This window comes from Agrobacterium sp. S7/73 (assembly GCF_019355535.1).
Lineage (GTDB): Bacteria > Pseudomonadota > Alphaproteobacteria > Rhizobiales > Rhizobiaceae > Agrobacterium > Agrobacterium tumefaciens.
In genome coordinates this window covers 2,665,892-2,680,543 of record NZ_CP072136.1, presented here as the reverse complement: position 1 = coordinate 2,680,543, position 14,652 = coordinate 2,665,892, and the positions used below count along the sequence as shown (strand labels likewise).

General features: G+C 58.4%; 15 protein-coding genes. 10 read left to right on the top strand and 5 right to left on the bottom strand.

Translation table 11 applies throughout. The annotated features are described in order from the left end of the window. Nucleotides 1–2 precede the first annotated feature (2 nt). The 3 genes from J5276_RS13310 to dnaN form a co-directional block, all read right to left on the bottom strand. Nucleotides 3–599: a histidine phosphatase family protein gene (locus tag J5276_RS13310; RefSeq protein ID WP_111804304.1), complete on the bottom strand. Its 597-nt coding sequence runs from the start codon at nt 597–599 to the stop codon at nt 3–5. A 96-nt stretch (nt 600–695) separates the two neighbouring features. Further along, on the bottom strand, nt 696–1,289 hold the full coding sequence (gene pmtA / locus J5276_RS13305; RefSeq protein ID WP_003514702.1) for a phospholipid N-methyltransferase PmtA: 594 nt from the start codon (nt 1,287–1,289) through the stop codon (nt 696–698). Between the two features lie 197 nt (nt 1,290–1,486). Beyond that, nucleotides 1,487–2,605 (bottom strand): DNA polymerase III subunit beta, encoded by a 1,119-nt coding sequence (gene dnaN, locus J5276_RS13300; RefSeq protein WP_003514704.1) that lies wholly within the window; start codon nt 2,603–2,605, stop codon nt 1,487–1,489. A gap of 267 nt (nt 2,606–2,872) precedes the next feature. On the opposite strand from dnaN, the gene rsmI reads away from it, so the two are divergent. From rsmI to J5276_RS13250, 10 genes are all read left to right on the top strand, one after another. Then, nucleotides 2,873–3,814, top strand: coding sequence for a 16S rRNA (cytidine(1402)-2'-O)-methyltransferase (gene rsmI, locus J5276_RS13295; protein WP_003514706.1), 942 nt, complete (start codon nt 2,873–2,875; stop codon nt 3,812–3,814). After that, nucleotides 3,804–4,172 (top strand): YraN family protein, encoded by a 369-nt coding sequence (locus J5276_RS13290; protein ID WP_111790121.1) that lies wholly within the window; start codon nt 3,804–3,806, stop codon nt 4,170–4,172. Before rsmI ends, J5276_RS13290 begins: the two co-directional genes overlap by 11 nt. A gap of 11 nt (nt 4,173–4,183) precedes the next feature. Beyond that, complete coding sequence (locus J5276_RS13285; protein WP_112154805.1) at nt 4,184–4,744, top strand: sugar O-acetyltransferase; 561 nt, start codon at nt 4,184–4,186, stop codon at nt 4,742–4,744. 133 nt (nt 4,745–4,877) lie between these two features. Beyond that, the gene (locus J5276_RS13280) at nt 4,878–6,176 is read left to right on the top strand and encodes an extracellular solute-binding protein (protein ID WP_003514712.1); all 1,299 of its coding nucleotides are present in this window, start codon (nt 4,878–4,880) and stop codon (nt 6,174–6,176) included. An 83-nt stretch (nt 6,177–6,259) separates the two neighbouring features. Beyond that, nucleotides 6,260–7,234 (top strand): ABC transporter permease subunit, encoded by a 975-nt coding sequence (locus tag J5276_RS13275; protein ID WP_174005448.1) that lies wholly within the window; start codon nt 6,260–6,262, stop codon nt 7,232–7,234. An 11-nt stretch (nt 7,235–7,245) separates the two neighbouring features. Continuing rightward, nucleotides 7,246–8,088: a sn-glycerol-3-phosphate ABC transporter permease UgpE gene (gene ugpE, locus J5276_RS13270; protein ID WP_003514715.1), complete on the top strand. Its 843-nt coding sequence runs from the start codon at nt 7,246–7,248 to the stop codon at nt 8,086–8,088. A gap of 11 nt (nt 8,089–8,099) precedes the next feature. Beyond that, the gene (locus tag J5276_RS13265) at nt 8,100–9,200 is read left to right on the top strand and encodes a sn-glycerol-3-phosphate import ATP-binding protein UgpC (protein WP_112154803.1); all 1,101 of its coding nucleotides are present in this window, start codon (nt 8,100–8,102) and stop codon (nt 9,198–9,200) included. A gap of 110 nt (nt 9,201–9,310) precedes the next feature. Beyond that, nucleotides 9,311–9,823 (top strand): cupin domain-containing protein, encoded by a 513-nt coding sequence (locus J5276_RS13260; RefSeq protein ID WP_013635353.1) that lies wholly within the window; start codon nt 9,311–9,313, stop codon nt 9,821–9,823. A 244-nt stretch (nt 9,824–10,067) separates the two neighbouring features. Beyond that, entirely contained in the window at nt 10,068–11,027 is a 960-nt protein-coding gene (gene gshB, locus J5276_RS13255; RefSeq protein ID WP_003514721.1) for a glutathione synthase, read from the top strand. A gap of 185 nt (nt 11,028–11,212) precedes the next feature. Further along, on the top strand, nt 11,213–12,745 hold the full coding sequence (locus tag J5276_RS13250) for a YifB family Mg chelatase-like AAA ATPase (RefSeq protein WP_112154865.1): 1,533 nt from the start codon (nt 11,213–11,215) through the stop codon (nt 12,743–12,745). Between the two features lie 116 nt (nt 12,746–12,861). Here J5276_RS13250 and cysK read toward each other — a convergent pair whose 3' ends face one another. Then, nucleotides 12,862–13,830 carry a cysteine synthase A gene (gene cysK / locus J5276_RS13245; RefSeq protein WP_003514725.1) on the bottom strand — a complete coding sequence of 323 codons (969 nt, stop codon included), beginning with the start codon at nt 13,828–13,830 and terminating at the stop codon, nt 12,862–12,864. Between the two features lie 156 nt (nt 13,831–13,986). After that, a complete protein-coding gene (locus J5276_RS13240; protein WP_065659812.1) occupies nt 13,987–14,604 on the bottom strand; it encodes a LysE family translocator in 618 nt (205 codons plus the stop codon). Nucleotides 14,605–14,652 lie beyond the last annotated feature (48 nt).

Genomic DNA, 14,652 nt, shown 5'->3' with positions numbered 1-14,652 from the left:
TCTTATCCCTGCCATGTTTCCATTGCCGTCCAGTCGCATGTGGGGCGCTGAGCTGCAAGTGAAAATTCGGCGATTGGGAACCGGAAAAGATTGCCGCCGCCGGGTGGCTGGTCCTTGCTGCGACTGATGCCGACGCCTTCGATATGGCATTTCAAAAGCGTGCCGACGCCGCCATGGCCGACAAAGGCAATCGGCTGTTGCGGGTCGTGCCGGTCTAGAACGGCCAAGACGGCGTTAACAATTCGCGCCTGCGCATCGATTGCCCGTTCCCAGCCGTGAAAGCTTTCTCGCGGATGGGCAAAAAACCAGTCGGCAGCCTTTTCGAATTCCGGCGGCGTCAGGAAGCCTGTTGCCGACCGGTCGTTCTCATGCATCACCTCGATGATCTCAATATCCGCGCCGGATGTTTCAGCAAGGATTCGGGCGGTTTCGATGGCTTTGGTTTCCGCGCTCGACACGATCCGGCGCAATGCGCGTGCCCATGGCAGGCGGCTTGCCTCACACGCCCGCCGTGCACCCAAGTCCGAAAGTCCCCATTCCGGAACCGGAACCGCCGGATCGATCCGGACCTGGGGATGGGTAATGTAAAGGGCATGCATGGGAACGGTCCTCAATGGCGATGGAAAGGGAAAATCAGGACCCTAACCATCTGTCACGACCGGGAAATGACGGCCTTTGCCCACTCTGCCGTGTGATCAGGCCCGCGTATAGGTCCACAATTGCGCCGGAGGAATGTTGCGCACGATGAAATCGAAATGGCGGATGTGGTAGAGATGCGGCTGCGCAACGATCGGGGAAATCGGACCGTAGGATATCTGTATGACGGGGCGACCGTGCGGCACGCGTTTCAGCAATTCGTCGAGAAGCTTGATGCGGGCGGCCATCGGAAAATTCAGCATCGGTACGGCGGAAATGACGCTGTCGAACATCTGGCCCTGGTGCTCGCCAAGTGTCGCATTCAGATCGAAGGCATCGCCATTGATGAAGTTGACGCCCGGATAACTTCTGAGAAGCTGGTTGTAGAAATCGGTCGAATATTCGATGGCCGTCAGGCGCTCCGGCTTGATGCCGCGTGCCAGAATGGCCTTGGTGATGACACCGGTACCGGGGCCGAGTTCGAGAACTGGCAAGTCCGAATGCGGGTCGATGACACTCGCCATTTTTCTTGCCGTGATGGAGGATGTCGGGACGATGGCTCCGACCTTTTTCGGCTGGCTGACCATGCCTTTGAAAAAGCGGATTTCTTCCTCAAATTTTCTTTCAAAGCGTTGCTTCAGGTTGAGTGCCATAATTCCCCTCGGATGTATTTTGGTCATTGTCAAAAAAATGTTACGCACTGTTGATCTCATTTGGCGCTAAAACAAGGCAAAATGTCGTAATTGGAAAAATTCGTTTAGCGTTAGAAATCTGTCTGCGCCGAATCAAAAAACGCCGGTGGAGCGATCCACCGGCGTTTTTTGATTGATTTGAGGACAAAAAGTCCACTTTAAACGCGCATCGGCATCAGAACATAAAGCGCATCGTCGCCGGCGGTGTCGCGAACGAGCGTTGGCGAGCCCGCATCCGCCAGAAGGAAAATCGCGTCTTCACCGGAAAGCTGCGAGGTGATGTCGAGGAGATATTTGGCATTGAAGCCGATTTCCATCGAATCATTGTCGTAACCGACAGCCACTTCTTCCGTCGCACTGCCGGAATCCGGATTGTTGACGGTCAGCGTCAGCTGGCCGTTGGTCAACGCCAGCTTCACGGCGCGGCCACGCTCGGAAGAGATGGTCGACACGCGATCGACCGCACGGGCGAAGGTCTGGCAATCGACGCGCATTTCCTTGTCGTTGCCGGTGGGGATGACGCGCTGGTAATCCGGGAAGGTGCCGTCGATCAGCTTCGAGGTCAAAACGACCGAGCCGATGGTCAGGCGGATTTTCGCGTCCGATACCTCGACAGTGACATCAAGTTCGGGATTGTCCATCAGCTTCTGCAATTCGCCGACGGTCTTGCGCGGAATGATGATGCCCGGCATGCCTTCGGAGCCGGAAGGCGCATCCACATCGGCGCGCGCAAGGCGGTGACCGTCCGTCGCGACTGCGCGCAGCTTGAGGTCGCCGTTGCTTTCGATGGTGTGGAAGAAGATGCCGTTCAGATAATAGCGTGTCTCTTCGGTCGAAATCGCAAATTGCGTTCGGTCGATCAGCATCTTCAGGTCGGTCGCCTTCAGTTTGAAGGTGTGGCTGAAGGTACCGGCGGTCAGATCCGGGAAATCGGTTTCTGGAAGGCATTGCAGCGAGAATTTCGAACGGCCGGAAGCAACCGTCATTGTGGAGCCATCCGGATTGGTGGCCAGAAGCACTTCGGAACCATCCGGCAGCTTGCGCACGATTTCATAAAGCAGATGCGCCGGCACGGTGGTCGCGCCCGCCTGCTCCACCATGGCCGGCGTCGCTTCGGTGATTTCGAGGTCGAGGTCGGTCGCCTTCATATCCAGATTGGCGCCGGATGCGCGCAGCAGAACGTTGGACAGGATCGGGATCGTGTTACGACGCTCTACGACCCTGTGGACGTGGTTCAGCGATTTAAGAAGGTTCGACCGCTCAAGAGTAATACGCATGGACGCTACCGCTTTCAACCGTTGCGACCCGGCCACCGCCGGATCGGTAAGAAGAGTCTTGACCGGCCGGAACGCCGGATAATGTGGACGGGCAAAATGGCAGAGTTATTGCAGAAAATGCAAGAGCCGAGTGCATCTGCCGCCGGTCATTTTGCTGCTATACAGCATGATCCACAGCCTGTGACCGCCCGTGGACCTTGTTCGCCGGTTTTCTATTGCCCATAAAGGGGTAAAACTGGAGCGACCGGCCGGGAATGATCGGCCAGAATGATTGGAAGCCGTGTGACGGAAGAAATATCGAACAGCGACGCCGGACAGGCGACCAAGAGCTTCAGGATCGGCACGGCCACTATTCCGGCGCGGCCGTTGGAGCCGGCGCTCTATCTCGTGGCCACTCCCATCGGCAATCTCGGCGACATCACCATCCGGGCGCTGGAAACGCTGGCTTCGGCTGACGTCCTTGCCTGCGAGGATACCCGCGTCACCCGCATTTTGCTCGAACGTTACGGTATCCGCACACGTCCGCTCTCCTATCACGAGCATAATGCGCAGGAAGCGGGGCCAAAACTCATAGCCGCTTTGGAGGCCGGAAAATCCGTGGCGCTGGTGTCGGATGCCGGAACGCCACTCGTCTCCGATCCCGGTTATCGCCTTGGTCAGCTCGCGCTTGAGGCCGGTCATCGCGTCGTGCCGGTGCCGGGAGCATCTGCGCCGCTTGCTGCCCTTGTCGGTTCTGGCATGCCGAGTGACGCCTTTCTGTTTGCGGGCTTTCTGCCCGTAAAGGATCGCGGCAAGCGCGACCGTTTTGCCGAACTTGCGAAAATTCCGGCCACCCTCATGTTTTTTGAATCGCCACGCCGCATTGGCACCTCCGTAAAGGTGGCATCGGAAGTCCTTGGCCGCGATCGCCGTGCTGTGGTGTGCCGCGAGCTGACCAAGACTTTCGAGGAGTTCCGGCGTGGCACGCTGGGCGAGCTTGCGGAATATTACGACGAGGACCGTGTGGTGAAGGGCGAGATCGTGCTCCTGATAGAGCCGCCCTCCTATGACGAAATTCCCGATATCGAGGATGTCGAGAGACTCCTGAAGGATCTCGTCACAACCATGCCTGCCGCAAGGGCCGCAGCCGAGGCGGCAAAGCTGACGGGCCTGCCGCGCAAGGAGCTTTATCAACGGCTGCTGGATATGAAGGATGCGGATGGCCGCTGACGGGCAAACGAACAAGAGACGAAAGGCCGAGCGACGCGGCCACACTGCGGAATACTGGGCAGCACTCTATCTGCTGTTTCGGGGATACCGCATCCTCGCCATTCGTTATCGAACCCGACTGGGGGAAATCGATCTCATTGCCCGCAAGAAGGATGTCGTCGCCATCGTCGAGGTCAAGGCGCGGCCTTCCGGTGCCGGGGCTGTCGATGCGGTCGGCTTCCGTTCGCAACAGCGCATTCGGGCGGCTGCCGATATTTGGCTCTCCCGCCGCAAGGATGCCGCGCGGTTTTCGTTGCGTTTCGATATCGTCGCAGTCCTGCCACGACGCCTGCCGCAGCATTTCATCGACGCTTTTTGAGGGGGGAGGCAATGTCCACTGAGCGGGAAAAAATGGCTGCGGGCGAATGGTACTGTTGCATGGATGCCGAACTGGACGTGCTGCGCGCCCGCGCCCGCCGTGCCGTTCACCAGCACAACACCGCGCCGCCGGATGAGCGTGAGGCCATGTCGCCTTTGCTGCGGGCGCTCTTTGCCTCCGTTGCGGAAGGAGCCTTTATCGAAGCACCGTTTCATTGCGCTTACGGCTTCAACATTACGTTGGGTGCGAACGTCTATCTCAATACCGGCTGCGTCATTCTTGATTCTGCGCCCGTGCGGATTGGCGATGGCGCGATGTTGGGGCCGGCCGTGCAGATCTATTGCGCCGAACATCACCTGGACCCGGTTCCGCGTTCGCAAGGCATTGAAATCGCAAAGCCGGTCACGATCGGTCGCGATGTCTGGATCGGCGGCGGCGCGATCCTTCTGGCCGGCATCACCATTGGCGATGGCGCGATCGTCGGGGCCGGTTCGGTGGTGACGCGGGATGTCTTGGCCGGGACGACGGTGGTCGGAAATCCGGCTCGCCCCATAAAGCGCAAGGACGCTTGAGACATCCGTTTCTGGAAGAATGGAGTCCCTATCGCAGGGACTGTAATAAATCTGACATAAAACCGTTAAAGAGGCGTCATGGAACGTCTCTATTCGCATCCTCATCCCAATAAATGGTGGAGAGGATTTAGTAATGTTGAAGAAGATTTCCATGGCCGCAGTGGCGGTCAGCATTTCGGCAACGTCTTCCATGGCTGCGACCAACATCACCTGGTGGCACGGCATGGGCGGCCGTAACGGCGAAGTCATCAACGAAGTTTCGCAGAAGTTCAACGAAGCCCAGAAGGAATGCGCTCTGACGCCGGTTTCCAAGGGCTCATACGAAGAAGCGCTTGCAAGCGGCATCGCTGCTTTCCGTTCGGGCGAACAGCCGAACATTCTTCAGGTTTTCGATGCTGGCGCTGCCACCATCATCAACGCCAAGGGCGCTGTCATTCCTGCAGAAGACCTCATCAACAAGGCCGGTTACAAGTTCGACCGCGAAGCCTTCATCAACGGCGTCCGCTATTTCTACGCTGCCGCTGACGGCAAGTTCGTCGGCATGCCTTTCAACACTTCCGCGCCGATCATGTATGTCAACGACGAAGCCCTGAAGAAGGCCGGCGTCGAAGCTCCGAAGACCTGGGAAGATTTTGAAAAGGTCGCACCGAAGCTGAAGGAAGCCGGTTACATCCCGCTCGTCCAGTCGCAGCTCACCTGGCAGTTCACGGAGAACTTCTTCTCCCGCAACAACATCCAGTTCGCAACCAACAACAATGGTTACGACAGCGTCACCGACACCAAGCTGAAGGTCACCGATCCGAACCTCGTCATGATGTTCGACAAGCTGAAGGACTGGAAAGACAAGGGTCTGTTCGCCTACTACGGCGCCGGCTGGAACGACAACCAGAAGCCCTTCGAAGAAGGCAAGGTTGCCCTCTGGATCGGTTCCTCGGGTTCGTTCGGTGGCCTGCAGAAGACGGCGTCCATGCCGTTCTCGGCAACCTTCCTTCCCTACTGGGGCTCCATCAAGGGCGCTGGCACCAACTCCTTCATCGGCGGCGCTGCCCTCTTTGCAATGTCGGGCAAGTCTGAAGCCGAAAACAAGTGCGTGGCTGACTTCTTCCAGTTCCTGACTTCGCCGGAAATCCAGGTCTTCTACCACAAGGCAACCGGTTACGTCGCTATCACCACGGCTGCTTACGAAAAGGCCAAGGCTGAAGGCTTCTACAAGGAAAAGCCTGCCGCCGAAGTCGGTATCCAGCAGCTGTCGCTGCCTTCAGGCGAATGGTCCAAGGGCTACCGCCTCGGTTTCTACCCGCAGATCCGCTCCATCATGGAACGCGAATACAACCGCATCTTCTCCGGCGAAGTAACGCCGAAGGACGCCTTCGACATCATCGAAAAGGAAGGCAACGATCTTCTCGCCCGTTTCGCTAAAACGGCCGGCTGATCTCCCTTTTGAAACCAACGATAGTTGTCGAGCCTCCTTTCCGCCGGAAAGGAGGCTCGCTCTTGGATTAAGGAGGCGCAAGCGTGGCCTATACATCGTCTCAACCGCGTCTGGCCCGGTTTCTATCCGGCCGGTCTGCAAAAACCGGAAAAGCGGCGAAGGCCGCAGAAGCCAGCATGAAGCGCGTGCAGTTCTCCTCGTCCTACGTGCCCTATCTGTTTCTGGCGCCGCAACTGGCGGTGATTTTCATCTTCTTCTACTGGCCCTCCGTCCAGGCCGTGCAATCGTCGTTCTTTATCGAAGACCCTTTCGGGTTCGGTGCAACGTTCGTGGGCTTCGCCAATTATTCCGATGCTATCTTCAATCCGGAATATCTAAACATCGCCAAGTTCACGGTTGTCTTCACCGTGCTGGTTACTTTCTTTTCGCTGGCGCTCGGTCTTTTGCTTGCGGTCAAGGCCGATGCGCTCGTTCGCGGCAGTTCCGCCTACAAGACGTTGCTGATCTCCGTTTACGCCATCGCGCCGCCGGTTGCGGGTCTCATCGGCATGATGTTTTTCGACCAGCATATCGGGCCTTTCGTCAAGATGGCTGCGTTTTTGGGCTGGGATATGAAGGTTGGCCTCAACTACTTCGATACAGCCTTCGCCATGATTGCCGTCGCGGTCTGGAAGCAGATCCCTTATAATTTCATTTTCTTCCTGTCCGGATTGCAGGGCGTATCCGTCGCCGTGCGCGAGGCTGCCGCCATCGATTGCCGATCGGGCGTGCGCCGGTTCTGGACGGTCATCATGCCGCTTCTGGCACCGACTGCCTTCTTCCTGCTGATCATCAACATCACCTATTCGCTGTTCGATACGTTCGGCATTATCGACGTGATGGTGAAGGACAAGGCCGCAAACAATCCGATTACGCTGGTCTACAAGGTCTTTCTCGACGGTTTCCGCGGCAATGACATCGGCGGTTCCTCTGCCCAGTCCGTCATCCTGATGCTGGTCGTCTTCGTACTGACCATCATCCAGTTCCGCTTCATCGAAAAACGCATCCATTACAATTGAGGGAAAAGACAATGTACAAGACAAAACCCCTCGACCATCTGGTGCTGATCATTGGCGCACTGTTTCTGATATTGCCTGTCGTCGTGGCATTCATGACGTCCACTCATACGGCGGCGGAAATCCATCGCAGCGGCCTGACACTCGTTCCGGGCGACAATTTCGTCGGGACCTATGAAAAGGTCCTGACGCAGAAGGGCGGCTTTACCGGGCAGATCACCGGTCTCAACATGGTGCTCAACTCGCTGATCCTCGGCATCGGTTTTGCCGTCGGCAAGATCGTCCTGTCGATGATGGCAGCCTATGCGATCGTCTATTTCCGGTTCCGGTTTGCAACGCTTGCCTTCTGGATCATCTTCACCACCCTGCTTCTGCCGCTCGAAGTACGCATCATGCCGTCCTATGAGGTGATGAGCAAACTCGGCCTCTTGAACTCCTACACCGGTCTGATCGTGCCGCTTCTGGCGTCTGCGACGGGCACCTTCTATTTCCGGCAGTTCTTCAAATCCATTCCTGAAGAATTGCTAGAAGCTGCTCGCATAGACGGTGCGGGCCCGGTCAAGTTCTTCATTGATGTGATCATCCCGCTTTCCCGTACCATGATGGCGGCGATCTTCATCATCATGTTCGTTTACGGCTGGAACCAGTACCTCTGGCCCATGCTGATGACCACGGACGAGAGTTTCTTCACCCTGATGCGCGGCATCAAGTCGATCCTGCAAGTCTGGGTCGGTTCGCAAATCCCCGATTACAACGAAGCTTTCGCGCTTGCCGTTCTGGCCATGCTGCCGCCTGTGATGATCGTCGTGATCTTCCAGCGCTGGTTCATCAAGGGCCTGACCGAAAGCGACAAATAAGGAAACCGAAAATGGCCGCGATAGAAATCAGTCAGGTCTGCAAAGATTATCATGGCGGCGTGCGTGCCGTGCATCACGTCGATATCGACATCAGGGACGGCGAGTTCATTGTTCTCGTCGGTCCTTCCGGCTGCGGCAAGTCCACGCTCCTGCGTATGGTAGCCGGACTTGAGGATATTTCCGAAGGCACGGTGAAGATCGGTGACCGGGTGGTCAACCAGGTAGATCCGGCTGACCGGGATATCGCCATGGTGTTCCAGAACTATGCGCTCTATCCGCATATGTCGGTGCGCCAGAACCTGGAATACGGGTTGAAGAACCGCAAGACGCCGAAGGCGGAGATCGATGCGCGCGTGGCCGAGGCCGCCCGCATGCTCCAGCTCGAACCCTATCTGGAGCGCAAGCCGCGCGCCCTTTCCGGCGGCCAGCGTCAGCGAGTCGCCATGGGCCGCGCCATCGTGCGCAAACCGGCGGCCTTCCTGTTTGATGAGCCCCTGTCCAACCTTGATGCCAAACTGCGCGTTTCCATGCGCGGCGAGATCAAGCGCCTGCAAAAGCGCCTCGGCACCACTTCGATCTACGTCACGCACGATCAGCTGGAAGCCATGACGCTGGCAGATCGTCTGGTGGTGCTGAACGGCGGCCGCATCGAACAGATCGGCGCACCGCTTGAGGTCTATCACACCCCCGCTTCCACCTTTGTCGCAAGCTTCATCGGTTCTCCCGCCATGAACCTGCTGAACGGCGAGTTGCATGGGGATAGCCTTGCGGTCGGGCCGTCCCTGATCGCGCTCAACGGTTTCGCCCCCACCTCCGGCCCGGTTACTGTGGGCATGCGGGCGGAAGATTTCCGCCTGGCGGCGGCAGGTGAGCCCGGTTTTTCGCTACGCGTCGAGTATATCGAGGAACTCGGCTCGCAGCGTCTTATCCACGGCATGATCGGCGACCAGAACCTGACTGTGGCGTTTTCGCCGGAGGTCGAGATTACGGCTACCTTGTCGGTCGCCATATCTCCGGACAAGCTGCACTTCTTCTCCAGCGAGACCGGCAAGCGCATAGCCAGCAAGGCGGAACAGGCTGTGGCGCAGCCCGTGCAGCTGGCAACGGCCTGAGTGGACGATAAGAAATCGGCGCGATGACTAAAATTGCGCCGATTGTCAAAACCGCTTCGTTACGATCCCGATGATAGAAGATCTCCAATATTTCACGGGGGTTTTCTAATATGCCTTTAAAGATGATGTTCGCGGCGGCTGCGACCATGGCCATCCGCACGGTGCCGATATTGCCCGCCTCTTTGCGCCGGGCAAAAGACGAGAGCGTGGTTAGCGCGTCCTGCACCGATTTGCGGCTGCAGCCGGCCCCCATCAACCCCGACTGGATAATTTCCGGTGATCCTCAGGCGCGTGCGGCGGATCATTCCAGAAGCGGAGACCGCGCCTCCAGCACAGCCATGTGGGATTGTACGGCGGGCGAGTTCCGATGGTTCTTCGGTTGGGACGAGACCGTCTATATCCTTGAGGGTGAGGTGCATGTGACGGCGGAAGACGGCACAGTCAGTATCCTGCGGGTGGGTGACGTCGCTTATTTCCGCGCGGGTACATGGGCCACCTGGCGCGTGGATGAGTATGTCCGCAAGGTTGCCTTCATGCGCCGTCCTTTCCCCACGGCGCTAGCTCTGGCCTACCGGGTCAAGAACAAGCTGTTTGCCGGTCGTTCCTACAAGCTGGCGGCCTGAACTGGTAAAACACTCCGTCAGGTGGGGCTCTGCGCAGCGCCACCTGCGGAATTGTGAAGGTTCAATAAAACTCACAAAAAGCACCCCTCGCAGCAGTTGCGTTTGAATGGTCGCTGCCCTACATCTTCAGGGTTTTCTGAAGCATTTCCGGGTCTCTTCCGGTCCTGCGGGGAATCGCGAACAGACGAGGCAATGGGCACGGCGGAACCGCGAAGCGTCCGCATGCTGCAAGAGGAAGATGCGCATGGCGAAGATCAAGAACGTCGCGATCCAGATGGATCATGTCTCCGGCATCAATATCGCCGGCGACTCCACCTTCGCCATGAGCCTTGAGGCGCAGGCACGTGGATACCGGCTGTTTCACTATACCCCCGAACGCCTCTCCATGCGCGATGGCAAGATCTACGCGACCGTCGAACAGATGGAACTGCGCGATATCAAGGGCGACCATTTTTCGCTCTCGGAGCCGGAGCGGGTCGATCTCTCGACCATGGATGTCATTCATCTGCGCCAGGATCCGCCATTCGACATGGCCTACATCACCTCGACCCATTTGCTCGAGCGCATTCATCCGAAAACGCTTGTTGTCAACGATCCTGCCTGGGTCCGCAACTCGCCGGAAAAGATTTTCGTCACCGAATTCGCCGATCTGATGCCGAAGACGCTGATCACCAAGGATGTCTCTGAAATCGCCCGCTTCCGCAATGAAATGGGCGATATCATCCTCAAGCCGCTTTATGGCAATGGTGGTGCAGGCGTCTTCCATTCCGCGCGGGACGACCGCAATTTCTCATCGCTGCTGGAAATGTTCGGCCAGATGTTCCGCGAACCCTATATCGCCCAGGAATACTTGCCGGATGTTCGCAAGGGCGACAAGCGTATCCTTCTGGTGGATGGCGAGCCCGTGGGCGCGATCAATCGCGTGCCGGCGGAAAATGATGCCCGCTCCAACATGCATGCCGGCGGCCGCCCGGAGCCAACGGAACTCACCGCGCGTGAGAAGGAAATCTGCCGCCGCATCGGCCCCGCCCTGCGCGAGCGCGGTTTCCTGTTCGTTGGCATCGATGTGATCGGCGATTACCTCACGGAAATCAACGTCACCTCACCGACAGGCATTCGTGAAGTGCAGAAATTCGGCGGTGCCGATGTGGCAAGCCTGTTGTGGGATGCGATCGAGAAAAAGCGCGAAGCACAGGATTTCTGAGGCAATTTCCTCGCCACCTGCGTTTGTTCCGCGTGCACAACTCTATACAACTGAAATACACCGTGCGCGCGAAATTGTTCGCTTAATGTTCTTGTTTTATTCTTTGCTCTGTGGCAGGTTACTTGAGAGTGGCCGCCATCGGGGCATAATGCTTTGATGTTGTGGCCGGTTTGCGGGGGCAGGCCATGGTGGCGCGGGTCAATACGGTTGCATTTCAGGGAATAGAGGGTGTGCCGGTCGAGGTGCAGGTGATGGTCGCACCCGGAAAGGTCGGCATCCAGATCGTCGGCCTGCCGGACAAGGCGGTGGCGGAAAGCCGGGAGCGGGTGCAGGCCGCGCTCCACGCCTCCGGTCTGGCGCTGCCGGCAAAAAAAGTCACGGTCAATCTGGCGCCTGCGGATTTGCCCAAGGAAGGATCGCATTTCGATCTTCCGATCGCTTTGGGTCTCATGGCCGCGTTGGGAGCGATCCCGGCGGAAGCGCTCGGGCAATATGTGGTTCTCGGCGAACTCAATCTCGATGGCACCATCGGCACGGTTTCGGGCGCTCTGCCCGCGGCCATCGGTGCCAATGCGCTCGGGAAGGGTTTGATTTGCCCGGCTGATAGCGGGCCGGAAGCAGCCTGGGCCGGGGCTGGCATCGATATTCTCGCCCCACGCAGCCTTATTGCGCTTGCCAACCATTTTCGCGGCACCCAGCTTCTCGCCCGCCCGATGCCCGCGATCCGCGCCAATCCGGTCAATTTGCCGGATCTGGCCGATATCAAGGGGCAGGAGACGGCCCGGCGCGCGTTGGAGGTGGCAGCTGCCGGTGGCCATAATCTGCTGATGGTTGGCCCGCCCGGCTCCGGCAAATCCATGCTCGCCGCGCGCTTGCCCTCAATTCTGCCACCGCTCGAGGCTGCGGAATTGCTGGAAGTGTCCATGGTCCACTCCATCGCCGGCCAATTGTCCGGCGGCAAGCTGTCGGACCGCAGACCGTTTCGCACGCCACACCATTCCGCCACCATGGCCGCGCTTATCGGCGGAGGGCTGCGTGCCAAGCCGGGTGAGGCTTCACTTGCCCACCACGGCGTTCTTTTCCTCGATGAGTTCCCGGAATTTGCGCCTCAGGTGCTGGATGCGCTGCGCCAGCCGCTGGAAACGGGCGAATGCATCATCGCCCGTGCCAATCACCGCGTCACCTATCCGGCGGAAATCCAGCTTGTCGCTGCGATGAACCCCTGCCGGTGCGGCAGAGCGGGGGAGCCGGGTTTCACCTGCGCCAGAGGGCCACGTTGCGTGACAGATTATCAGGCCCGCATTTCCGGCCCGCTGATGGATCGCATCGATATCCGCATCGACGTTCCCGCCGTCTCCGCCACTGACCTTATCCGTCCCATGACTGCCGAACCGAGTTCGGTGGTGGCCGCCCGTGTCGCTCGCGCCCGCCTTGCGCAGCAGGAGCGTTATGCGGCGGCGGGCTTTTCAGGCATTCGCACCAACGCTCGCTGCACGACAACGCTGATCGAAAAATATGCGGAGCCCGATGCGTCCGGGCTGCAATTGCTGCGCGATGCTGCCGAACGGTTGAAGTTCTCCGCACGCGGTTATCATCGCATTCTCAAGGTCGCCCGCACATTGGCTGATTTGGACGGCAAACAAACTGTCGGACGTATCCATGTGGCGGAAGCCATTTCATACCGCATTGCCGGTGAAAGACTGACGGCGGCGGCATAAGAGGCCTTCCTTCGCCCTTTACCGGCTAAAACAATTGTGCCGCTGGCGGATGGCCGGCGGCACAATCGGTCATTGCGGTCAGGCGCGCGTTTGCGGCCTGACCGAAGAGGAACGGCTTAAAGCCCAAGCCCTTCGAAAAGGGCGGTCGAAAGGTAACGTTCCGCGAAGGAGGGAATGATGACGACGATATTCTTGCCGGCATTTTCCTCACGTGCGCCGACCTTGATTGCCGCTGCGAGTGCCGCGCCTGAGGAGATGCCGACGGGTACGCCTTCCAGCTTCGCCACCAGACGGGCGATTTCAAAAGCGTCGTCATTAGTCACGGTGACGATTTCGTCATAGATTCCAGTGTCGAGGATCGCGGGTGCAAAACCGGCGCCGATGCCCTGGATCTTGTGCGGACCGGGGTTTCCACCGGAAAGAACTGGGCTGTCGGCTGGCTCGACGGCAATGACCTTCACCTCCGGCTTGCGGGATTTCAGCACCTGGCCCGTACCAGTGATAGTGCCACCGGTGCCGATGCCCGAAACAAAAATATCGACAGCACCCTCGGTGTCGTTCCAGATTTCTTCCGCCGTCGTCTTGCGATGAATGTCCGGGTTTGCGGGGTTTTCGAACTGCTGGGGAATAATCGCGTCTGGCAGGGTTTCGGCCAGTTCCTGTGCCTTGGCGATGGCGCCCTTCATGCCCTTCGGGCCTTCGGTCAACACCAGTTCCGCGCCCAGCAAGGCGAGCATTTTCCGGCGTTCGACCGACATCGTTTCCGGCATGGTCAAGATCAGCTTGTAACCCTTGGCGGCGGCGGCAAAGGCTAGCGCAATGCCCGTGTTGCCGGAGGTCGGTTCAACCAGCGTCGTTTTGCCGGGGGTGATCTTGCCCTGGGCTTCCAGCGCTTCGATCATGGCAACGCCAATGCGGTCTTTCACGGAGGCGATGGGGTTGAAGAACTCCAGCTTGGCGAGAAGATTGGCCTTCACGCCCTTTTCCCTCGCCAGCTTGTCCAGCCGCACGATCGGCGTATCGCCGATTGTTTCGGTGATGGAGGAATAGACGCGTCCGCGTCCGGGCTTTCTGGCTTCGGGCATGATGCTCTCCTGTATGAAGGCCACACGATGTGTGGCCGCAAGATTTCAGCGGCAGAATAGGAGCAATAGTCTTGTCAGGCCAGCGAACGTTCGTCCTAATATCATCTGATTACCGGAAAAAATTCACGATAAATCAGGCAAATGCACGAAATCGTTTCAGGTGCTGCGGATCGCGATCATGGTCGCCGTTCCCGCCAGAATTCCCGCCGCGGTGCGGTTGAGGATCGTCAATGCACTTGGCCGTTTCAGGAGGTTGCGCGCCTTGGCAGCAAGCAGAATGTAAGGCAGGAGAACGGCCATCAATACGATGAAGGTCAGCGCCAGAAGTGTCGCATATTCCGATGGGCCGATCATGCGGATGTCGATCAGCGTCGGCACCAGCGCCACATAAAACAGCATGGTTTTTGGATTACCCAGCGTGATCAGCAGGCCGGACAGAAACGACATGGGAATGCTGGTGCTTTTTTTCGCCTTCAGGTCCTGTGGCAAGAGGCCGGCGGTCCAGAGCTTCCATGCGATATAGAGAAGATAGGCTGCGCCGGCAAACTTCAGGACCATGAAGGCCTCCTGAAAAGTCTGCGCCACGAAGGCGAGGCCGAGGATCACGCCCGTCAGGTAGATCATGTCGCCCAGCACCAGCCCGAGGCCCATGAAGAAGGTTTCCCGAAACCCCGATCCAAGCGCCCGCGCCACGATCGCCGTCATGCCGGGGCCAGGGATGGCAGCGGCGATGAAGAGTGCGGTGGCATAGGCAAGAAGGGTCGTCAGCGTCATGGTCATATTCCCCGAAAATCCGCCAGATCAATAGCGAAAATCAGGGGT